At 64.4% G+C, this 20,413-nt stretch carries 15 protein-coding genes, 1 tRNA gene, 2 rRNA genes and 1 pseudogene (1 of these 19 cut by a window edge); 9 read left to right on the forward strand and 10 right to left on the reverse strand.

Annotation, left to right across the window (positions count from 1 at the left end):
- Both AAA969_RS05130 and rrf read left to right on the forward strand, forming a co-directional pair.
- Positions 1-2,461: ribosomal RNA gene (locus AAA969_RS05130) — 23S ribosomal RNA — on the forward strand; it begins 331 nt to the left of the window's first position.
- Between the two features lie 97 nt (positions 2,462-2,558).
- Positions 2,559-2,673, forward strand: a 5S ribosomal RNA gene (gene rrf / locus AAA969_RS05135).
- A 199-nt stretch (positions 2,674-2,872) separates the two neighbouring features.
- On the opposite strand, the gene AAA969_RS05140 is transcribed toward rrf, so the two are convergent.
- The gene (locus tag AAA969_RS05140) at positions 2,873-4,123 is read right to left on the reverse strand and encodes a prolyl hydroxylase family protein (protein ID WP_338244302.1); all 1,251 of its coding nucleotides are present in this window, start codon (positions 4,121-4,123) and stop codon (positions 2,873-2,875) included.
- Between the two features lie 116 nt (positions 4,124-4,239).
- On the opposite strand from AAA969_RS05140, the gene AAA969_RS05145 reads away from it, so the two are divergent.
- Positions 4,240-4,316: transfer RNA gene (locus tag AAA969_RS05145), tRNA-Met, on the forward strand.
- Positions 4,317-4,468: 152 nt separating this feature from the next.
- Here AAA969_RS05145 and AAA969_RS05150 read toward each other — a convergent pair.
- The 7 genes and pseudogenes from AAA969_RS05150 to AAA969_RS05180 all read right to left on the reverse strand — a co-directional run.
- Positions 4,469-4,744, reverse strand: a pseudogene (locus AAA969_RS05150) (integrase core domain-containing protein); the annotation flags it as partial.
- A 36-nt stretch (positions 4,745-4,780) separates the two neighbouring features.
- Positions 4,781-5,425 carry a response regulator gene (locus AAA969_RS05155; protein ID WP_338244304.1) on the reverse strand — a complete coding sequence of 215 codons (645 nt, stop codon included), beginning with the start codon at positions 5,423-5,425 and terminating at the stop codon, positions 4,781-4,783.
- Complete coding sequence (locus tag AAA969_RS05160) at positions 5,422-7,362, reverse strand: sensor histidine kinase (RefSeq protein WP_338244306.1); 1,941 nt, start codon at positions 7,360-7,362, stop codon at positions 5,422-5,424. Before AAA969_RS05160 ends, AAA969_RS05155 begins: the two co-directional genes overlap by 4 nt.
- Positions 7,363-7,749: 387 nt before the next feature.
- Positions 7,750-9,042, reverse strand: coding sequence for a threonine synthase (thrC, locus tag AAA969_RS05165; RefSeq protein WP_338244308.1), 1,293 nt, complete (start codon positions 9,040-9,042; stop codon positions 7,750-7,752).
- Positions 9,039-9,983, reverse strand: coding sequence for a homoserine kinase (locus AAA969_RS05170; RefSeq protein WP_338244310.1), 945 nt, complete (start codon positions 9,981-9,983; stop codon positions 9,039-9,041). Before AAA969_RS05170 ends, thrC begins: the two co-directional genes overlap by 4 nt.
- Complete coding sequence (locus tag AAA969_RS05175) at positions 9,980-11,767, reverse strand: homoserine dehydrogenase (protein ID WP_338244312.1); 1,788 nt, start codon at positions 11,765-11,767, stop codon at positions 9,980-9,982. Before AAA969_RS05175 ends, AAA969_RS05170 begins: the two co-directional genes overlap by 4 nt.
- A gap of 134 nt (positions 11,768-11,901) precedes the next feature.
- Positions 11,902-12,039 carry a hypothetical protein gene (locus AAA969_RS05180; RefSeq protein ID WP_338244315.1) on the reverse strand — a complete coding sequence of 46 codons (138 nt, stop codon included), beginning with the start codon at positions 12,037-12,039 and terminating at the stop codon, positions 11,902-11,904.
- A 318-nt stretch (positions 12,040-12,357) separates the two neighbouring features.
- Between AAA969_RS05180 and AAA969_RS05185 the strand changes: the two genes are divergently transcribed.
- Complete coding sequence (locus tag AAA969_RS05185; protein ID WP_338244317.1) at positions 12,358-12,768, forward strand: hypothetical protein; 411 nt, start codon at positions 12,358-12,360, stop codon at positions 12,766-12,768.
- Between the two features lie 78 nt (positions 12,769-12,846).
- Here the strand turns inward: AAA969_RS05185 and AAA969_RS05190 are convergent, their stop codons facing one another.
- Positions 12,847-14,460 carry a phosphoenolpyruvate carboxykinase gene (locus tag AAA969_RS05190; protein WP_338244319.1) on the reverse strand — a complete coding sequence of 538 codons (1,614 nt, stop codon included), beginning with the start codon at positions 14,458-14,460 and terminating at the stop codon, positions 12,847-12,849.
- A gap of 321 nt (positions 14,461-14,781) precedes the next feature.
- On the opposite strand from AAA969_RS05190, the gene AAA969_RS05195 reads away from it, so the two are divergent.
- Positions 14,782-15,804: a DUF2891 domain-containing protein gene (locus tag AAA969_RS05195; RefSeq protein ID WP_338247218.1), complete on the forward strand. Its 1,023-nt coding sequence runs from the start codon at positions 14,782-14,784 to the stop codon at positions 15,802-15,804.
- A gap of 7 nt (positions 15,805-15,811) precedes the next feature.
- On the opposite strand, the gene AAA969_RS05200 is transcribed toward AAA969_RS05195, so the two are convergent.
- Positions 15,812-16,705: a pirin family protein gene (locus tag AAA969_RS05200; protein WP_338244321.1), complete on the reverse strand. Its 894-nt coding sequence runs from the start codon at positions 16,703-16,705 to the stop codon at positions 15,812-15,814.
- Positions 16,706-16,809: 104 nt separating this feature from the next.
- On the opposite strand from AAA969_RS05200, the gene AAA969_RS05205 reads away from it, so the two are divergent.
- The 4 genes from AAA969_RS05205 (at position 16,810) to AAA969_RS05220 (ending at position 20,392) form a co-directional block, all read left to right on the forward strand.
- Complete coding sequence (locus tag AAA969_RS05205; protein ID WP_338244323.1) at positions 16,810-18,234, forward strand: M20/M25/M40 family metallo-hydrolase; 1,425 nt, start codon at positions 16,810-16,812, stop codon at positions 18,232-18,234.
- Between the two features lie 311 nt (positions 18,235-18,545).
- Positions 18,546-18,722 carry a hypothetical protein gene (locus AAA969_RS05210; protein ID WP_338244325.1) on the forward strand — a complete coding sequence of 59 codons (177 nt, stop codon included), beginning with the start codon at positions 18,546-18,548 and terminating at the stop codon, positions 18,720-18,722.
- A gap of 45 nt (positions 18,723-18,767) precedes the next feature.
- Positions 18,768-19,979: a hypothetical protein gene (locus AAA969_RS05215; RefSeq protein ID WP_338244326.1), complete on the forward strand. Its 1,212-nt coding sequence runs from the start codon at positions 18,768-18,770 to the stop codon at positions 19,977-19,979.
- Entirely contained in the window at positions 19,877-20,392 is a 516-nt protein-coding gene (locus tag AAA969_RS05220; protein ID WP_338244328.1) for a hypothetical protein, read from the forward strand. Before AAA969_RS05215 ends, AAA969_RS05220 begins: the two co-directional genes overlap by 103 nt.
- Positions 20,393-20,413 lie beyond the last annotated feature (21 nt).

The following is a 20,413-nucleotide window of genomic DNA, read 5'->3' on the forward strand; positions in this document are numbered from 1 at the left end:
CAATCGAACTGGAACCGTCTGGAAAGTCGGGCCGCAGTGGGTGACAGCCCCGTACAGGTAGGAAAGATAAGAGACTCGAGTAGGGCGGGACACGTGAAATCCTGTCTGAACATGGGGGGACCATCCTCCAAGCCTAAGTACTCCTACATGACCGATAGTGAACCAGTACCGTGAGGGAAAGGTGAAAAGCACCCCGACGAGGGAGTGAAACAGACCCTGAAACTGGACGCCTACAAGCAGTCGGAGGGCGCAAGCCTGACGGCGTACCTTTTGTATAATGGGTCAGCGACTTCGTCTCTCGAGCAAGCTTAAGCCGATAGGTGTAGGCGCAGCGAAAGCGAGTCTTAATAGGGCGACTGAGTTCGAGGGATGAGACCCGAAGCCGGGTGATCTAGCCATGAGCAGGTTGAAGGTGCGGTAACACGCACTGGAGGACCGAACCCACGTCTGTTGAAAAAGACGGGGATGACTTGTGGCTAGGGGTGAAAGGCCAATCAAACCCGGAAATAGCTGGTTCTCCGCGAAATCTATTTAGGTAGAGCGTCTCGTGAATACCCATGGGGGTAGAGCACTGGATGGGCTAGGGGGTCCCAACGACTTACCAAACCTAACCAAACTCCGAATACCATGGAGTAATGCGAGGCAGACACACTGCGGGTGCTAAGGTCCGTAGTGAAGAGGGAAACAGCCCTGACCGCCAGCTAAGGTCCCTAAGTTATCACTAAGTGGGAAACGATGTGGGAGTGCTTAGACAACCAGGAGGTTGGCTTAGAAGCAGCCATCCTTTAAAGAAAGCGTAACAGCTCACTGGTCAAGCGCTCCTGCGCGGAAAATGTAACGGGGCTTAAGTGATACACCGAAGCTGCGGATTCGATCTTTGATCGAGTGGTAGCGGAGCGTTCCGTAGGCCGATGAAGGTGGACCCGCGAGGGCCGCTGGAGGTATCGGAAGTGAGAATGCTGACATGAGTAGCGATAAAGAGTGTGAGAGACACTCTCGCCGAAAGTCCAAGGGTTCCTGCGCAATGCTAATCAGCGCAGGGTTAGTCGGCCCCTAAGGCGAGGCAGAAATGCGTAGTCGATGGGAAGCAGGTTAATATTCCTGTACCAGTGGGTAGTGACGGATCTCGTGTGTCGTCAGTCCTTATCGGATTGAACTGGCGGCGAAGAGGTCCCTGGAAATAGCTCCCACGTGAGACCGTACCCCAAACCGACACAGGTGGACTGGTAGAGCATACCAAGGCGCTTGAGAGAACTATGCTGAAGGAACTCGGCAAATTGCTCCCGTAAGTTCGCGAGAAGGGAGCCTCTGCATTGGGCAACCAGTGTGGAGGGGCACAGACCAGGGGGTGGCGACTGTTTACTAAAAACACAGGGCTCTGCGAAGTCGCAAGACGACGTATAGGGTCTGACGCCTGCCCGGTGCCGGAAGGTTAAAAGGAGGAGTGAGAGCTCCGAATTGAAGCCCCGGTAAACGGCGGCCGTAACTATAACGGTCCTAAGGTAGCGAAATTCCTTGTCGGGTAAGTTCCGACCTGCACGAATGGCGTAACGACTTCCCCGCTGTCTCCAGCATAGACTCAGCGAAATTGAATTCTCCGTGAAGATGCGGAGTTCCCGCGGTCAGACGGAAAGACCCCGTGCACCTTTACTACAGCTTGACAGTGGTATTAGCGATTATTTGTGTAGGATAGGCGGGAGTCTATGAAACCAGGGCGCCAGCTCTGGTGGAGACATCCTTGAAATACCGCCCTGATAATTGTTGGTATCTAACCGCGGCCCATGAACCTGGGTCCGGGACCCTGTCTGGTGGGTAGTTTGACTGGGGCGGTCGCCTCCCAAAGAGTAACGGAGGCGCGCGATGGTGGGCTCAGAGCGGTCGGAAATCGCTCGTTGAGTGCAATGGCATAAGCCCGCCTGACTGTGAGACTGACAGGTCGAGCAGAGTCGAAAGACGGCCATAGTGATCCGGTGGTCCCGCATGGAAGGGCCATCGCTCAACGGATAAAAGGTACGCCGGGGATAACAGGCTGATGATGCCCAAGAGTCCATATCGACGGCATTGTTTGGCACCTCGATGTCGGCTCATCGCATCCTGGGGCTGGAGCAGGTCCCAAGGGTTTGGCTGTTCGCCAATTAAAGCGGTACGTGAGCTGGGTTTAGAACGTCGTGAGACAGTTCGGTCCCTATCTGCCGTGGGTGTCGGAAAATTGAGAGGAGCTGCCCCTAGTACGAGAGGACCGGGGTGGACGTATCTCTGGTGGACCTGTTGTTGCGCCAGCAGCATAGCAGGGTAGCTATATACGGAAGGGATAACCGCTGAATGCATCTAAGCGGGAAGCCCCCCTCAAAACCAGTTTTCCCTTGAGAGTCGTGGAAGACCACCACGTTGATAGGCCAGATGTGGAAGCGTGGCGACACGTGAAGCTGACTGGTACTAATTACTCGATTGTCTTGATCTTGAAGATGCTCATGTCCGGCGAACGCTTCGTCGAACAAAGCAACACCTCGAAAATACAGATCAGAATGTCTCTTCAATCCTTGGATCTAACGCGCTGACCGGGTGGTTATTGCAGGGGGACCGCACCCGTTCCCATCCCGAACACGGCCGTTAAGACCCCTAGCGCCGATGGTACTGCATCTTAAGGTGTGGGAGAGTAGGTCGCTGCCCGGTCTGCACGCTAGATCCAAGTCCTCCATAACATGATCAAACATAACGCCCCCGCGCCAAAAGCCGGGGGCGTTCTGCTGTCCAAAATCCACTCACATCCCAACAAAACAAACACAAGACCAGCCGCCTGCTGGCCCGTAAGGGCGCAGCCGCACGTTCGCGATGAAACGCAAGCGGGGTCCAAATCGGTCAGAGCGCGCCCTCAGGCCCGTTCACGAAGCCACAGGCTGGCAATCGCCTTGACGCCCTCTTTCACCGGCTCGCCGGCATGCAGGCTGGTTTTCTCGCAGCTGCCATCGGCCGCGACATTGTCGAAGCTCAACGCATCGCCGCGACGGCCGCTCCAGCGCACATCGAGGCGTGGGAAGACGGTATCGCCGCCGGTAAATTCCTCATTCAGCCGGACCAGGCTTGTCGCGATCCGCTGACCGCGCCGGGAGAGGTCCTCGGCGGCGTATCCGCTTGAATCGAGGATGAAGTCGAAATGGGCGCGATACTCGTCTCCAGGCCGATAGACGATCACAGCCAGGGCTTCGCCATGACGGGCGGGGTGGCCGGCGAGGGCAGCCATGCGCGACTTGATGGCCCAGGACACCAGATCCATCGCCTGTTCCGGCATCGGCGCCGTCAGGGAGCTGCGATAGGGATCACGCTCGAGATTGCCCGTCTTCGGGTTGATGATCTGGGCCGGCTTGAGCAGCGGGGCCGCGCCGACCGTGAGGTAGTCGCAGACACTCGGCGCGATCGCGCCCGTCCAGCGTTCGATGCGCGGCGAAGAGTTCAGGCCTTCGCCGCCCGTAGCAGGCCCGGTCAGGGCCGTTTCGATCGCCGCGAGGGTGGCGGCCGCGTCGACCGGCTCGCTGCCTTCTGTGCGGGCTGGCTCGGCCGGTAACTTGGCGCAGCGGGTCATCAGCCCGCCGGCCATCGGGTGGCCCGAATTCGCCAGTCCGGGACCGAGCGTATCGAGGCAGGCAAAGCGGTGGCCGGCTTCCAGCGACTCGCGCATCAGCGCGGCAATGGCAAGACCGGAGCCAGCCTCCCCGGCCTCTTCCAGCCAGGTGTGCCCGGCGGCCGTCCGGCCAGACATGATGGCCAACAGGCCAAGCTCGGTAAGGGCGACCCAGTCGCCGCGCGCGCTGTCGTCAAACCGGGTCGAGAGGGCAGCGGCCCAGTCCGGTCCGGTCGCGCCGAGGCCGGCAGCCCGGAAATAGGCCAGATGGCGATCCCGCATCACGCCACGCGGCGCCGCCTCGAGCGCCTTGCGGGTGCGGGCGGCAATATCGGCAGGCGCTTCCGGCATGCCGCTGAGCTGGACGAGAAGACCCATCGCGGCCTCATCGCCGGTCAGGCTGGCGGCTTCGACGGCGCCAATGGCCTCCTCAAGGCGGCCTTCATGCCAGTCATGGAGGGCCTTGCGGGCGATCTCGCCGGGTGTTTGGGGTGTTGCGGTCATGGCATGAGTTTAAGCCATGCTTTTGATAACAGGCCAAGCGCAGCTATGCTGTTGACCGTACACGGATCGCAGCTTACACACGCGCTCCCGGCACACGATGGTGTCGGCCATCCTGATGCGGGGTGGAGCAGTCCGGTAGCTCGTCAGGCTCATAACCTGAAGGTCGTAGGTTCAAATCCTACCCCCGCACCCAAAGTAACGTTGTTAAATCAACGCATTACGTGAAACGCCCCGAGAGAGTTCTCGGGGCGTTTCTTTTTGCCTCGACACTACCTCAACAAACTGGCGCGGTGTCAGTCCCGGGAGGCCTGGTCCCCGGTGACATGAGACCCTCGGGTCCCTCGTTTATTTCGAGAGTCTGAGCCTTTCATAGTCCATGGTTTGAGATGTGGCGAGCGTGCCGGGAGCGGAGCCCCCGCGTGGCTCGAGCGACCGGCACGCTGCGGGTGTTAGCCCGCCCAGTGATGAGTGAGGCCGGTGGTGGTTATAGTCATGCCGCCAGCGCGCCAGCACCTTGCGGGCATGGGCGAGGCTGTCGAACACCTCTTCGTTGAAGCATTCATCGCGCAGCTAGCCATTGAATGATTCAACGGACCCGGTCTGCTGCGGCTTGCCCGGCGCGGGGTTTTTTCTTGTCTGGTTGCCTGGCGGGCCGCCCTAGTTGCCCTTGCTGGTCAGACCCATTCGTGTCGCGTGCCAGCTGGCTTCGGCGCGGGAGGAGATGCCGAGCTTTCGGTAGATGGACTTGATATGGCTGGCGACGGTGCTCTCGGCGAGGCCGAGATCGGTGGCGACGTCGCTGTTGCGCAGGCCCCGGCCGATCAGACCCAGAACGTCCTTCTCGCGCCCGGTGAGGTCTTCTTCGGGGTCGGCGGCCGGACCGGTGAAGCGGAAATGCTCCATGATGCGGCGGGCGATCGAGGGGGAGAGGGCGGGGGTGCCATCGGCCAGCTGGACCAGCTGCCGGGTCAGCATGCCGGCGGGGTGCTCCTTGAGCAGATAGCCCTGGGCGCCGGCCGACAGGGCCGCGACGATATGGGCGTCATCGCCCATCACCGTGGTCACGATCGGGATGGCCTGCGCATTGACCAGACGCAGGCTGCGCAGCACTTCCAGGCCGGACCCGTCGGGCAGGCCCAGATCAATAAGGGCGATGTCGCAGTCCTGCCGGGCGGCCGCGGCGAGACCGGTCCGCATGCTGTCGGCCTCGATGACCTCGCAGTCGGGGAAGGCCGCCGCGGCGATCTCGCCCAGCCAGCGACGGGTTTCGGCGACGTCTTCGACGATCAGGACCCGGGTCATGCGCTATCTCCCTGCAGGGGCCGGCCTGTGGCTGCTATGGCGGTGTCGGTGCCGGCTGTGGTGATGGCTGCGGTCGCATTGGCGAGCGGGAAGCGCAGCTCGATGCGGGTTCCGGGACCGTCGGTGGTCAGGCTGAGCTGTCCCTTCAGGCCTTGCGCCCGGCTCTGGATATTGGCGAGGCCATGGCCCTTTCCATCACCGGCCGGGTTCAGGCCGCGACCATTATCGGCGAGGATCAGGGTGGCGGTATCGCCCTCGCGGTGCATCGCGATGTCCATTCGGCTGGCGCCCGAGTGCTTGATCGTATTGCTGACCGCCTCGCGGATGATCGATCGCAGCGCATGGGCCCCGCCGGTCGACAGGCTCGGCGCCTGGCCGATATCCATCGACCAGTCGAGTGACATCCCGACAGCTTCCAGACGATCCGCTGTTTCCAGCCGCAGGTCGGCGAGGGTCTCGTCAAGATCAAGCCCGGGCGTGGATGCATTGTTGATGATGTCGCGCAGATCGGTGAGTGTCTCGCGGATCATCAGGTCCTTGCGGTCATGATCGGCCGAGTGCAGGGCACCGAGCAATTGCGCACCGATATTGTCATGCATGTCGCGCGCAATCCGTCCGCGTTCTTCCGCGACCCCGCGGTCGTAGGCATCGCGACTGGCCTCGGCAAGGATCATCAGGTCGATCAGGCGGCGGGCGACGTCGAGTTGGGACGGTCCGAACAGGCCACGCCCGGCCCAGGGGAAACGCAGCACCAGCGCCGGGATGCCGGCTAGTGCGGGCAGGTGGAGGGCCAGGCCCTCCTCGCGGATTTCGGGGGTCTCGACGGGCACGGGGTCGGTGCGGGTCTCCAGCGTGTTGAAGGTCTCGCTGACCAGCTTCGCCCAGCGCTCGGCACGGCGTGGACGGGCCGGCTCGAGCGCGACTTCGACGACTGCGCCGAACAGGGCGTCCTCGCGCAGGCGGCTGCGTGGCATGAAGCGGCGGGCAAGGGCGTCGCGCATCGGCAGATAGGCGAAGGCGACCAGCAGCAGGGACAGTCCGAAGGCCGAGCCCTGTCCGATCGGCAGCGCGAAGATAAGCAGCGCATCAAGGGCGATCAGGACTGCCGTTCCGGCTGAATAGAACAGGATCCGGAAGGCCCACTCGCCGAGTTCGAACAGTCGGAAACGCCGCAGGCCCGCGGCGACCCCGAGATAGATCAGACCGAAGAAGGAGAATGAGTATTCCGCACGCATCAGGACTGGATAGCCGAACGTGCTGGGGATCGCATTGAGGACAATGAAACTGCCCGCCCCGAAAAAGACGGCGAGCCCGAACCAGATCGTGATGGCGTGGGCGGTCGGATCGCGGCGTGTCGCGATGAACTGAAGGCCGACGGCGATCAGGATCCCGAGCATTTCCAGCGTGGTGATCATGTGGACGCTGGCCAGGGCCGGTGGCAGATGGTCCATCAAGGCGAGGGCTGTCCAGAGAGCAAAGAAGAGGCTGATGACCAGGGCTGCGGGGCGTCCGGCTTTGAGATGGCCCGGATACACCAGGAAGAGCGCGATGAAGGTGATGCCGAACACCGAGGCGCCCAGCCCGTTGAGCACCATCAGGACGAATTTGGTGTTGTCGCCCAGCAGGATGCCCTGCACGTCCATCGCACCGGCGGCGAAGGTGAAGGTCAGCGTGGCCAGGCCTGAGAGTGCAAAGAGGCGCGTCGCCAGGTCGCGCGGGCGCAGGGCCCAGACCCATCCGGACAGGATGGTCGCGCCGAGGCCGACAACAAGCTGGGGCCAGAGCCGGATCGGCTGTTCGAAGAGCGGGCGGATGCCGCCATCCGGCTCGGTCGGACGGATGGCCAGCCACAGCACGGCGGCCAGGGCGGTTAGCCCGATCGCGATCACCAGCGACAGCCGGACTGCCGGCGCGGTCAGCGCAAGTCTGGTCTTCATGCCTGTCGCGTCAGAGCGCGTCTGCGCGGTCGTGTTCTCGGCCACCCTGTCCTCGCTGGCTGACTGCCCGTTCCGGTATAGCCCATCAGACGGGCCGCCCCGCTCCCCTGAACGGGGGATGGCTGGACCTAATACAGCGCCATACCGTTTTGAAATCTACCGGGGATTGCCTGCTTGCCTGTCCAGGTCATGCGGGCGCCGTCATGGTGGGCATGGGGGCGCGATTGTCGGCCCGGTGCACACTGCGCATATCCGGTGGTCCAGGCTCTCCGGGCCAGAGCGCCCGACTCGTGTCCCTCACTCGCGGGCGGTCTCATGCCCGGCCTGTGTGCCCTGAAAGACAGGCCGGGACGGACCACCGGATACACCGCCGGTCTGCGAGGGCCGCTAACCGCGGGTCGCGAGAATATGGCTGAGGTCGGCGAGGTCGGCCTCGATATCGCGGCACCGGACCGGTCGTTCGAGAACCGCCTGCAGTGCCGGCGGCAGCGGGACGCTCTTGCCGATCACCGGCTCCACCGTATCGGCAAACTTGGCGGGATGCGCGGTCGCGCCGATGATCCAGCGCCGCTCCGCACGGGCGTCATTGTCCAGCCGGTGCCAAGCCTCAAGCCCGGTCGCGGTGTGCGGGCAGGCGATATAGCCGGTCTCGTCGAAACTTGCCCGGATGCGGTTGCGGATCGCGGCATCGTCAACGCGGACCACGCCGGCAATTTGCCCGTCTGGCAGGCCCGCGAGGCGCTCGAAATTGCTCGGCGCGCCGACATCCATGGCATTGGCCAGCGTGGCGATGGAGGCGCGTCCGGAATACTGGCCGGAGGCAAACCAGTCCGACAGGGTCGCATTGGCATTGGTGGCGAGGACGACCGGACCGATCGGCAGGCCGCAGGCGCGGGCCAGGACAGCGGCAAAGGCATTACCCAGATTGCCGGTCGGGATGATCAGGCCGGGCGCGATCCCGGTCTCGGCGCAGGCGTCCAGTGCGGCGCGCGCCCAATACGTCATCTGCGGCAGGAAGCGGCCAATGCTGATCGAATTGGCAGACGTCAGATTATGGGCGCGGCTGAGCGCCTCATTGGCGAAAGCCGATTTCACGAGCGACTGGCAGGCGTCGAAATCCCCGCTTACCCGCACCGCCTCGACGGGGGCATCCCAGCAGCACAGCTGATGCTCCTGGAAAGCCGAGATCCGTCCGGCGGGGAACAGGATCACCGCGCGCGTACCGGTGACGCCCTCGGCGGCACAGCCGACCGCGCCGCCGGTATCACCGGAAGTGGCGACCAGCACTGTCGCCGGCCCGTCGGTAGACTGCCCGAGGGCTGCAAAGGCGCGGAACAGGAAGCGGGCGCCGAAATCCTTGAAGGCACCTGTCGGTCCGTGGAAGAGTTCGAGAATGTCCGGCGCATCATCCGCCTCGCCCAAGCGGACGCGCGGGCAGGCAAAGTCGAAGGCATCTGCGCATATCCCGGGCAGGGCCGGCCCGATGACGCTGTCGGCAAAGAAGGGGGCCAGAAGGCGCGCCGCCAACGGGGCCAGACCGGGCGTGTCGGTAAAGTCCGCCGCGCTGAAAGCGGGCAGGGTTTGCGGCATGTAGAGGCCGCCATCCGGGGCCACGCCGGCGCGCAGCGCGGATGCGGCATCGACATCGGGCGCGGATCCGCGGGTCGAGGCATATCTCATTCCACCGACTCCACGCGCAGCCCGGCCGAGTCGATGGGCGCGTCATAGGCGTTGGCGTCGCAATCGGCGGCGCGGAAGGCCTCCGCCATTGCCCGTTCGACCGCCGGCAGCTCGTCCTCGAGGGCCCAGGCGAACACGGAAGGCCCGGATCCGGAAAAGGAGCAGCCCAGGGCACCGGCGGCGAGCGCGGCGTTCTGAACCGCTTTCAGTTCGGGAAGAAGGGGCAGGCGCTGCGGCTCGATGAAGATATCGGTCAGGCCGGCCCGGACCAGCTCGAGATCATTGATGGCGCAGCCGGCGACGAAGCTCGCCATGTTGCGGGCATGCTCGACGGCGATGTCCTTGGCGATGGTCGGGGCCAGCAGTTCGCGCGCGCGCTGGGTCTCGACCTTGCGGTCGGGGTGGAAGAGGATGCAGGCGACGCCGGCGGGCAGGGGCATGCGGCGGATCAGCGGCGGATCGATCCGCCCGGCCACGACAAGCCCGCCCATCAGCGCTGCCATGACATTGTCCCAGGGCGGCGGATCGGCCGAGACTTTCTCGCCCTCCATCGCCAGGGGCAGGAGGTCGGACAGGCTGAAGGGTGATCCCAGGAGCGCATTCATGGCCCCTGCCGCCGCGACCGCGGAGGCTGCCGAGCCACCCATGCCGGCGCTGAGCGGAACACCCTTGTGGATGTCGACAACGACCCCGAAGGGTGCCCCGGCCGCCTGCAGGACGGCGTTGGCTGCAGCCAGCGCGCAATTGTCTCCGACGGCGTCCGGCAGGGCTTCGACGAGGCCTGACACGTGGCCCAGCCGGACGCCGGGCGTCTCGTCGCGGCGGACGGTCACGGTGTCGCGCACGGCATCGAAGGCGAGGCCGAGTACGTCAAAGCCGACGCCCACATTGCCGATACTGGCCGGTGCGCTTGCCCGTGCCAGCGATGGTTTTTTCGTCATGCCACAGTCCTCGAGGACATTCGACGGACAGGGCTAAGCGGATTCTCGGCCATGCGCGATTGGGGCTTGGACGGCAGCAGCGTCTCGCGCTGGATATCCATGATATCGGCGAAAATTGCCTCGGATGTTGGCCAGCGACCGGCCCCCTTGCCGAATACGCCGAGCTGGCCGGTTGGCAGGTTGAGCAGGGCGCCATTGCCTTCATTGACCAGGCCAGCCAGCGGATGGTCCGGCGCGAGCGCGCGAATTTCCACGCGGGCCTCGACACCGCCGTCCGCATTGGTCCCGCACCAGGCGACTTGCTTGAAAACCAGGCCTTGTTCATTGACCGCCGCGATCCGGTCTGCGGACAGGTCGCTCAGGCTTTCGCGGCTGATCTGGTCGGGGTGGAGGCCGACGCCGAAGGCATGTCGCACCAGAATGGCGAGCTTGTCGGCCGCGTCATGGCCATCGATATCGGCACTGGGATCGGCCTCGGCAAATCCGAGCCGCTGGGCTTCTGCGACAGCCTCTGCGAGAGGAACGCCCTTGCCCAGCTGGCCGAGGACGAAGTTGCAGGTCCCGTTGAGCACGCCTTCCACCGAGAGCAGGGTCTCGCCGGCGACGACCAGGTCCACCAATTCCAGGATCGGGACCCCGCCGCCGATCGTTGCGGAGTATCGCAATGACCGGCCGGCCGCCTCGGCGAGGTCGTGCAGGCGTTCGAAGTCGAGCGCGAGGACGGCCTTGTTGGCGGTGACCAGGTGGGCGCCCTCGCGCAGGACACTCTGGGACAGGGCACGGGCGAGGGACGTGCCGCCAATCGTTTCCACAACAATGTCCGGCTCTCCGGCCAGCGCCTTGGCGGGGTCGGCGGTGAAGCGGAGCGCTGTCGGAGCGCTGGCCTGGTGATGGCCCGGATCGCGGACCAGGACCGGGTTGAGGGTGAAGCGTCCGGGATGAGCAAGGAGGTGCGAGCACACGCCGGCGCCGACCGCGCCATGGCCAAGCACCGCGACCTTGAGCGGCGCCATCTCGAGCCCGTCGCCTTCACGCTTGGCGACGGCGGCGATCCGCGTCGCATAGGGGCGGCCCAGCGCCGCGACCTCGATCACCACATCCTGTTCCTTGGCCCGTGTGATGGCCTTGTCCTGGACCAGACCCCGGCTGACCTTGGCGGCCTCGTCATAATCGAGCTGGTCCAAACGCTTGGCATTGGCGACCTTGGCCGGATCATCGGTATAGACCCCGTCGACATCCTTGATCAGCCGGACCCGGTCGGCGCCCAGCCAATGGGCGAATTCGACCGCGGTCAGATCCGTGCCACCCCGACCCAGGGTAACCGGTCCGTCCACGCCTTCGCCGAAGAAACCCGGCGCCACGATCACATCGACCGATGCAAAGCGCGCCAGGACCCGTTCGGCATCCAGCCCCGTCAGGTTGGCGTCGAGAGCCTCGCCGTCTGCCTTCAATCCCATCTCGTGAGGGTCCATGACGGCAGCAGGGATGCCCGAACGTTCCAGCGCGAGACCCATCAGGGCCGCCGATTTGAGTTCGCCGCAGCGGACGAGGCGGGCCAGAAGGGCGTCGCTACAGCCCTGGCCGACATCATCGCCAACACCGAACAGGGCATCGGTCTCGCCATCCAGGGCCGAGACCACGGCGACGACTTTCTCGCCGACGCGGACATGCCGGTAGATCTCATGGGCGGCACGGGCATAGTCGTCGGGTTTGAAGAGGACGGAGCTGCCGAATTTGAGCACGCTGAGTTTGAGGGGTCGGCTGGGTTGGTCTGGCAAGGCCATGGGTCGGGTCCTTCGGGTCGGGTCGTGAAACTGTGAGGTCTGGGATGGGTCTGGGTCTGGGTGAAAATCGGGCACAAAAAAACCCGCTCGCCGGACGGGGAGCGGGATGGGTGTGTTGCGGTGATCTGGTTCCGCTACGCCACGCCGGCCGCCCCCCTGGTCCAGGAGGTGGTCATGGTAATCATGGTGGTGGTACCGAGGCCGCCAAGGAGGGCGCAGCCGGTCGTCACCGAACCCGGACGGGTCGGCTGGCGGCGGCTGATCATGTCCATGGCGACGGCCATATCGACTAATCCTCGGAAGCGCGGGGACAGCAAAAATGCTGCGCATGCAAAGTTCACTGACAAGAAATGCGCAAAAATTTCTCTCCGTCAAACCATTTCTGGCATGTTTTCTGTAATTTGCTGCCGGAAGCCCGATGTGCAGGCATGTTTTTCTCCGCACAGGCGAAGCCGCTGCGCCGGTTTCACCAGCCGCCGCGCATCACGAAGCCGGTCTGTCGTGCGGGGTGGCAGGAAGCGGTCAGCACGGGCATTCTGCCCGTCATGGGGCGATCGCGGAAACGGATCCGGGCGCCGGGAGGACGCGTCATGCTCCGTATCATTCTGGCCGTTTTCGGGGGCGTCATCGCCGGCGGTGTTGCAACCGCCTTGCTGGAGGCGCTGGGTTATGTCGCCTTTCCCCTGCCGGAAGGGCTTTTTCCGACGGATCTGAGTGATGGCGACGCTGTCCGGGCGGCTCTGGCGGCGGTGCCCGACATCAATCGTCTCGCTGTGGTGGCTGCCTGGGGCGGGGGCGCCCTTGTCGCCGGCTTTGTGACGACCCTGCTGGCGCGGTCGAGCCATCAAGCTCTGGCCATGCTGGCCGGTGGCGGCTTGCTGTTTGCCGGCCTGAGCAACCTCATCTACACGCCGAGCCCGCTGTGGATGTGGGCCCTGGGGCTAGCTGTCTTCCTGCCGATGGCCTGGCTCGGTTATCGCCTGGCGCCAAAGCGCAGCTAGGTCGTCGGGTCAGACCCAACAAAAAAAAAGCCCCGACCGATGGGCGGGGCTTTCTCGTGTCTGCGACCCGCTGGGGGCTTATTCGGCCGCCGTCAGCTCGCGCACCTTCGGGGCCGCGGCGCGAACATAGGGCGCGACATGGTCTTCGAAGGTTTTGAAGTTCTCGTTGAACATGGCGACCAGCGACGCCGCGCGGGCGTCATAGGCGGCCTTGTCGGCCCAGGTTGAACGCGGGTCGAGAATGCCGGAGTCCACACCCTCCACCGCGATCGGCACCATGAAGCCGAAATTCGGATCCTCACGGAAGGCGGCGCCATTGAGCGAGCCATCCAGGGCGGCATTGAGCAGGGCGCGGGTGGCCTTGATCGGCATGCGATTGCCGGTGCCATAGGCGCCGCCGGTCCAACCGGTATTGACCAGCCAGCAATCGACATCGTGCTGGGCGATCAGCTCGCGCAGCAGGGCCCCGTATTCGGACGGGTGGCGCGGCATGAAGGGCGCACCGAAACAGGTCGAGAAGGTGGCGGACGGCTCGGTCACGCCTTTCTCGGTGCCAGCGACCTTGGCGGTGTAGCCGGACAGGAAGTGGTACATGGCCTGGGCCGGGCTCAGCTTGGCGATCGGCGGCATGATGCCGAAAGCATCGCAGGTCAGCATGATGACATTCTTGGGATGCCCGCAGCGACCGGTCTCCGAGGCGTTCGGGATGGCCGAGAGCGGATAGGCACCGCGGCTGTTCTCCGCGAGGCTGTCATCGTCGAGGTCAAGGACGCGGGTCTGCGGGTCCATGACGACGTTTTCCAGCACCGTGCCCCACATTTTCGTGGTGGCGTGGATTTCCGGTTCGGCCTCGGCCGAAAGGCGGATCATCTTGGCGTAGCAACCGCCCTCGAAATTGAACAGGCCGTTTTCCGACCAGCCATGCTCGTCATCGCCGATCAGCGTGCGGCTGGCATCGGCCGAGAGTGTCGTCTTGCCGGTCCCGGACAGGCCGAAGAAGATCGCGGCATCGCTGCCGTCTTCCTTGGCGTTGACCGAGCAATGCATCGGCATGATGCCCTTGGCCGGCAGCAGGTAGTTGAGAATGGTGAAGACCGATTTCTTGGTCTCGCCGGCATAGGAAGTGCCGCCGATCAGCACCATGCGGCGCTCGAAATCGACACCGATCACGGTTTCCGAACGGCAGCCATGTCGGGCCGGATCAGCTTTGAAGCTGGGCAGGTTGATGATGGTGAACTCGGCCTCGAAACCGGCATACTCATCGGCCGCGGGAACGCGCAGGAGATGGCGGATGAAGAGCGAGTGCCAGGCCAGCTCGTTGACCACGCGCACCGGCAGGCGGTGGTCGAGGTCGGCGCCGCCGAACAATTGCTGGACGAAGAGTTCCTTGCCAGCCATGTGCGCCTGGAAGTCGGTCCACAGCGCGTCGAAATGCTGCGGGCTGATCTCGGCGTTATTATCCCACCAGACCTGGCTTTCGGTCTCGCTGTCGCGGACCGTGAACTTGTCCTTGGCCGAGCGGCCGGTATGGGCGCCGGTCTTGACCACAAGGGCGCCACCTTCGGCGACCTCGGCCTCACCGCGGCGCACCGCTTCTTCATAGAGACGCGGCTCATTCCAGTTGAGATTGATGGTCCCGGCCTGGATTCCCAGTGCGTCGAGACCGCCATCAAGACGTTCGGACTTGGACATGTTTTTTCCTTACCCCAGTGCGCCCGCAACGCTTTGATCGTGCGCTGTCGGGCTGGACACCCGTTCACCCGGAGAGCGCCCCGAAACGGGGCAAGGCCGGGCCTTCCTTCGACGGCGGTCGCAAGTCGCTTGCCAGTCCCGCCAAATGCTCATGGTATGGGGCCGGTAGCAGATCGACCGTGTCCGGAAAAGCCAAAAAGGCACGGTCCAAATTCGCAACAGAGGTGGTTGAAGTTCATGTTATCGCGAACATTATTTCTGGTGATTGCAAATTTTTCTTTTCTTTGCAGCAACATCGCGGAGGCTCAGCCTGTGCCCATCATGCAAGAGCAGAAATCCCATTTTCTTCAACTCGCGCTCGACTGCGTTGACCGCGAATACCCGAACAAGATTTCGCACGTGCTGCAGTCCGACTCGGACGCCCGCACCCCGCGCGACATGCATCCGGCTTTCTATGGTTGCTATGACTGGCATTCCGCCGTGCACGGACATTGGCTGATCGTTCGCCTGTTGCGGGGCGGGCTGGACGCGGACGTAGATGCCGCAGCGACGGCGGCGCTCGACGGGCATCTGAATGCGCAGGCGATCGCCGGCGAGATCGCCTATTTTGACGGTGAGGGGACCGCTTCGTTCGAACGCCCCTACGGGCTTGCCTGGTTGCTGCAACTGGGCCTGGAGCTGCGCGAGTGGGATGATCCGCGTGCTGCGCGATGGTCAGAGGCGCTGGCGCCGCTCGAGCAGGTCGTCGCCGATCGCTATCGCACCTGGCTCCCCAATCTCGCCTATCCGATCCGGATCGGCACACACAACCAGTCGGCCTTCGGTTTCGCCCTGGCGCTCGACTGGGCCCGGACGGTCGGGGATGCGGAACTGGAGACCCTGCTGGTCGAGACCAGCTTGCGTTTCCATCTCGAGGACCGGGCTTGCCCGATCAGCTATGAGCCGTCTGGCGAGGATTTCCTCTCGCCTTGCCTGATGGAAGCCGACCTGATGCGCCGGATCCTGGACCAGGCCGCGTTCGATGACTGGCTGACCGGCTTCCTGCCGGACATTCCGCTCGACGGATCAGCCGACTGGCTGGAACCGGGCATTGTGCTGGACCCGAGTGACGGCAAGCTGGTTCATCTGGATGGCGTCAATCTCTCGCGGGCCTGGAATCTCGAGGCTATCGCTTTTGCGCTGCCGTCGGGCGATGCACGCCGGTACAGCCTGCTCGCCGCATCGGCGCGCCATCTGGAGGTCGGCCTCGCCTCGGTGACGGGGGATGATTATGCCGGTGGCCACTGGCTGGCCAGTTTTGCGACCTATGCCGTGACCGGTCGGGCGGTCGAGTCGCCGCGCTAGACCGGCCTCAGTCCGGCAGCGGAATATGCTCGCTCTCGCCCGGCGGCAGCCGGAAGCGGCCGTCGGCGGGGAAACCGGCCGCGGCCGCCGCGGTCCAGTCCTCGCGGGCCTGCTCGATCGCCTCGCGGCTCGACGCGACGAAATTCCAGTTGATATGGCGCGGGCCGAGCGGGTCGCCGCCGCACAGCATGACGCGGCTGTTGGCCTCGGCGACCAGTCGTCCGCCTGAGTTGTCAGCCAATACCGCCATCTCGCCGGGCGCGATCGGGGCGCCATCGAGCGTGGCCTTTCCCTCGACAAGATAGACGGCCTTTTCGGTGTGTTCGATATCGAGCTCGACCGCGCTGCCAGCCGGAAGTAGGCCGTGCAGATAGAAGATGGGCGAGAAGACCTCGACCGGGGCTTCATGACCCCAGGCGGTTCCCAGGATCAGGTTGAAACGCCCGCCGCCGCGCTCGAACGCGGGCAGGCTGGCGGCCTTGTGGTGGTGGAAGGCTGGCGGCATGTCCTGCAGGCTCTCCGGCAGGGCGACCCAGGTCTGGATTCCGAACATGCGGTGACCGGTCCGTCGTTCGGCATCCGGGGTGCGTTCGGAGTGCACCACGCCGCTTCCGGCCGTCATCCAGTTGACGTCACCTGGACGGATCACAAGGTCCTCGCCGAGACTGTCGCGATGACCAAGGGCGCCGTCGAACAGATAGGTCACGGTCGCCAGGCCGATATGCGGGTGAGGGCGGACGTCGATACCGTCGCCCGGCGCAAACTCGGCCGGTCCCATCTGGTCGAAGAAGATGAAGGGGCCGACCATGCGGCGTTTGGCATAGGGCAGGACGCGGCGGACTTCAAAGCCCCCCAGGTCACGGGTCTTGCCCGCGAATTGATGCTCGATGTGTTCGCCCATCTCCGGGCCTCCGACTGATCATGGCAGCGCGACCTCACAGTCGCGTGGCTTGCGCCCGCCGCTGCGGGCTTCATAGTGTCTGATAAATGTGTCGGGAGGACTTCATGAAATCAATTATCGCGCTCGGAATGACAGTGTTTCTGTCTGCGGAGACACTCGCCCAAGCCTCGTTCGAACTGCCGGCCGACAAGGCTGCGACGGCGCAGGGGCTGGTCGAGACGGCGCTGGAAAGCGACCTCGCCTACGAGATCGTTGAATCGCTGACAACGCAGGTCGGCCCGCGTCTGGCCGGCTCGGAAGCTGAAGCCCGGGGACGGGCCTGGGGCGAAGCGCTCGGGCGCGAGCTCGGTTTCGACCGGGTCAGCATCGAGGAATTCACCATGCCCTACTGGGAGCGCGGCGAGATGGAGATCGTCATGACCGCCCCCTATGAGCAGGCCCTGTACGGGTCGGCCCTCGGCGGTTCGGGACGCTCCCCGCGGCTCGGCGCGGTGAATGCGGAGATCGTCTATTTCCGCAATATCGACGCGCTCACCGCAATCGAGGACGGTGCGCTGGACGGCAAGATTGCCTTTGTCGACGGTGATCCCATGGTGGCGTCGCAGACCGGCGCCGGCTACGGCCCGAGCAACCAGCGCCGCCGGATTGGCTGGCAGCATGCCGAGCGCGGCGGGGCTGATGCCCTGGTGGTGCGTTCGGTCGGTTCGGACAGCCACCGCATGCCGCATACCGGCATGATGAGCTCGATGGATGGCGAATGGGCCGACATCCCGGTAATCGCGATCTCCAATCCGGACGCCGATCATCTGCGCCGCCTGCACAATTCCGGTCAGGACATCGAGATGCGGATCCGCTCCACCGCCGGTTGGCGCGGTGAGGTCAGCAGCGGCAATGTCGTGCTCGACCTGATCGGACGCGAGAATCCCGAGGAGATCGTCCTGATCGGCGGCCATCTCGACAGCTGGGACCAGGGGACGGGTGCGGTCGATGACGGCGCCGGCGTCGCCATCACCACGGCCGCGGCCGCCCTGATCGCGCAGCTGCCCGAGCGTCCGCGCCGGACGATCCGCGTCGTCATGTTCGGGGCCGAGGAAGTCGGCCTGCTGGGCGCGCGCGCCTATGCCGAGCAGCATGCCGATGAAGTCGACAACCACGTCTTGGCCACCGAGTCCGACTTCGGCGCGCGCTCGATCTGGCAGCTGGTCTCGAATGTGTCGGAAGAGGGCACGCCGGCCATTGACGCCGTGGGCGGTATTATCGGCCCGCTCGGCATCATCCGCGGCGGTTCCGATGTGCCCGGTGGCGGCCCCGATATCATTCCTCTGGCCATGATGGGCGTACCCACCGTGCGCCTGAACCAGGACGGGACCGACTATTTCGATCTGCACCACACGCCGGATGACACGCTCGACAAGATCGATCCCGACGAGCTGGCCCAGAATGTCGCCGCCTATGCCGCGCTGGTCTATCTGGCCGCCGAGCTGGACGTCGATTTCCGCACCCGTGACAGCGCCTCCGCAGACGAGTAGCGGTTACACGCCACGGTGAACGTCACGACGAGGCGAGCGGGCTACCGATGGTGGCCCGCTCGTTTCGTTTTGCCCCTGTTTCGCCCAGATTGATCCTGAATTCTCCGCAAACGGTCGCGCTTTCGACGTATTGGCGAACTACCCCTTAACCATTCGGGCGCTGGGGGCGTCGGATGCGAGGGATAACAGCCAACCCGGCCACGGACCCGAAAAGGGATCGGCCGACGGGGGATCTGATGCGTACGACGACCGGCAAAGCCAAGCGGAAACCGTGGTTTTCCTAAATTCTCATCATTGTCGCACTGGCCAGCGTGATCACCCTGTTCAATTCAGGGGCGCTCAATGCCGGCCGTGGCAGCTTCGGCCTGTTCGTCACCGATCTCTTTGATTCCGTCCTGATGGGGCGCGCTGACGCCGAGCCGCAAAATCCGGCTGCCGTAACGCTGGCGGACATTGGCGAGAGTGATGGCCTCTTTATTTCCGGCTAGCCCGCCTATGCCACCGTCAATCTGCCGGTCCTGCGCGATACCGATGTGAGTCAGGTGCGCCTGGTCCTGCAGGGCACGCAGGACCTGTCCGAGAGCGCGATCGCGGCGATGCGTGTCGTCGTCAATGGCGAGCGCGTGCTGGAGCGCGTTCTGGTGCCGGGGACCCGTGAGTTTCGCTGGGTCATCGCCCTTCCCGAGAGCGCCCTGCACGGTCAGGACCTCAATGTCGGTATCCAGCTGCACGGCGATCTGCCGGATGCGCTGTGCCACAATGACCGCTCGATCGGGGCCGTGGTCACCCTTGATGCCCGTTCCGGCATCGAAATGGATCTGAACAGTGCCGTCTCGTCCCTGCGCGATGTGGTCAGCCTGCTGCCGGCAGAAGTGACGATCGCAGTGCCGGCGACGGGTGAGGCCGATTTCGTGCCGCTGGCCATGCGCCTCGGCGCCCGGATGACCCAACGCGGCTATGCCGTGAAATTCATGGATCTGGAGTCGCTGGACCGGTATCGGCTGGCCTCGCGCGGCCTGATCCTGCTGGGCACCGCTGACCAGCTGGCGGCCAGCGGATTTGACCGCTTCGTCGATGACGCCGGTCACGGGGGTGCGGCGACGCTGTGGCGCCAGGGTGATTTCGTCCATCTTGGCCTGACCGAGCCGAACCGCATGGACGTTGCCGATTTCATCACCTCGGACATGCTGCGCATTGCCCGCACGGCTTTCGTCTCGCCCTCGCAATACGTCGAATCCCACGACGATGACCTGATGACGCAATTTGGCGATATCGGGGTCGATACGTCCATCCAGCGCATCGCCGAATCGCGCAGCTGGGATATCGGCTATGGCCTCGCCAGCCTGCCGGAGGGCCGTGTGCCGGATCGCCTGCGCTTGGCCATTCGTCTGCCGGAAGGGCCCGGCGACTTCACCAACCTGGTCCATACCGAGCTCAATGGCGTGCTGGTCGACAGCCGTCACATGGAGACCGGGCGGCTCAACACCTTCACGCTGACCTTGCCGCACGACGTTCAGAATCTGCGCAATGATCTCAACGTGACGGTCCAGCGTCACCGTGAAGCGGGGGCTGCACCATCACGGCGCGTCGCTACCCGGTTCAGTTGCTGCCGGAGTCCGGCTTCCTCTATGACGAGGAAACCGTGCCGCTGGCCGGTCTGGCCGGACTGCCGCACCTGTTCCGCAACCGCGTCTCCCTGCGATTCCCTGCGGGCCTGCTGGGCACTGAACGTCTGGCTGCGCTGAAGCTGGGCGCGGAAGTGGTCGCGAGTTTCGTGCCGCTGACGGCCCAGATCGACTTCGACTATGTCGATCCCTCATCCGGGGTCGCCAATGCCGCCGTCGAGCCTTTCATCGCGATCAACCATGCACCGTCCAATGTGGTGCTGCCGGTTGGTGTCGATGGCGACCGGATCGAGATGCGCAGCACCCGCCGCGTCAACAGCGCCGATATCCGTTCGGTGTCCAATGTCGCCATTCTGCAGGCGGTTACCGCCACGCTGGCGCAACCGGGCCCGGGTCAGATCGACCGTGTCGTGGACGTGCCGGGCCTGGTCGCCCATGCGCTGGGCACGCCGCCCTCTCTGATGCATGCCGCGATCGGCCAGGAGCCCGTGGCCATTGTGCATGATGATGGCGCGGTTCTGACGCTCGACTGACCGTCGCGGCGATCCTGTCGA

Origin of the sequence: Maricaulis maris (genome assembly GCF_036322705.1) — a bacterium.
GTDB lineage: Bacteria > Pseudomonadota > Alphaproteobacteria > Caulobacterales > Maricaulaceae > Maricaulis > Maricaulis maris_B.

What these genes read in the sequence shown, in the direction of transcription:
- AAA969_RS05155 (WP_338244304.1), bottom strand. Translation starts at nt 5,425, where the DNA reads ATGACCCGGGTCCTGATCGTCGAAGACGTCGCCGAAACCCGTCGCTGG.
- AAA969_RS05180 (WP_338244315.1), bottom strand. Translation starts at nt 12,039, where the DNA reads ATGGACATGATCAGCCGCCGCCAGCCGACCCGTCCGGGTTCGGTGACG.
- AAA969_RS05205 (WP_338244323.1), top strand. Translation starts at nt 16,810, where the DNA reads ATGAAATCAATTATCGCGCTCGGAATGACAGTGTTTCTGTCTGCGGAG.
- AAA969_RS05200 (WP_338244321.1), bottom strand. Translation starts at nt 16,705, where the DNA reads ATGGGCGAACACATCGAGCATCAATTCGCGGGCAAGACCCGTGACCTG.
- AAA969_RS05195 (WP_338247218.1), top strand. Translation starts at nt 14,782, where the DNA reads ATGCAAGAGCAGAAATCCCATTTTCTTCAACTCGCGCTCGACTGCGTT.
- AAA969_RS05190 (WP_338244319.1), bottom strand. Translation starts at nt 14,460, where the DNA reads ATGTCCAAGTCCGAACGTCTTGATGGCGGTCTCGACGCACTGGGAATC.
- AAA969_RS05170 (WP_338244310.1), bottom strand. Translation starts at nt 9,983, where the DNA reads ATGACGAAAAAACCATCGCTGGCACGGGCAAGCGCACCGGCCAGTATC.
- AAA969_RS05175 (WP_338244312.1), bottom strand. Translation starts at nt 11,767, where the DNA reads ATGGCCTTGCCAGACCAACCCAGCCGACCCCTCAAACTCAGCGTGCTC.
- thrC (WP_338244308.1), bottom strand. Translation starts at nt 9,042, where the DNA reads ATGAGATATGCCTCGACCCGCGGATCCGCGCCCGATGTCGATGCCGCA.
- AAA969_RS05160 (WP_338244306.1), bottom strand. Translation starts at nt 7,362, where the DNA reads ATGAAGACCAGACTTGCGCTGACCGCGCCGGCAGTCCGGCTGTCGCTG.
- AAA969_RS05185 (WP_338244317.1), top strand. Translation starts at nt 12,358, where the DNA reads ATGCTCCGTATCATTCTGGCCGTTTTCGGGGGCGTCATCGCCGGCGGT.
- AAA969_RS05140 (WP_338244302.1), bottom strand. Translation starts at nt 4,123, where the DNA reads ATGACCGCAACACCCCAAACACCCGGCGAGATCGCCCGCAAGGCCCTC.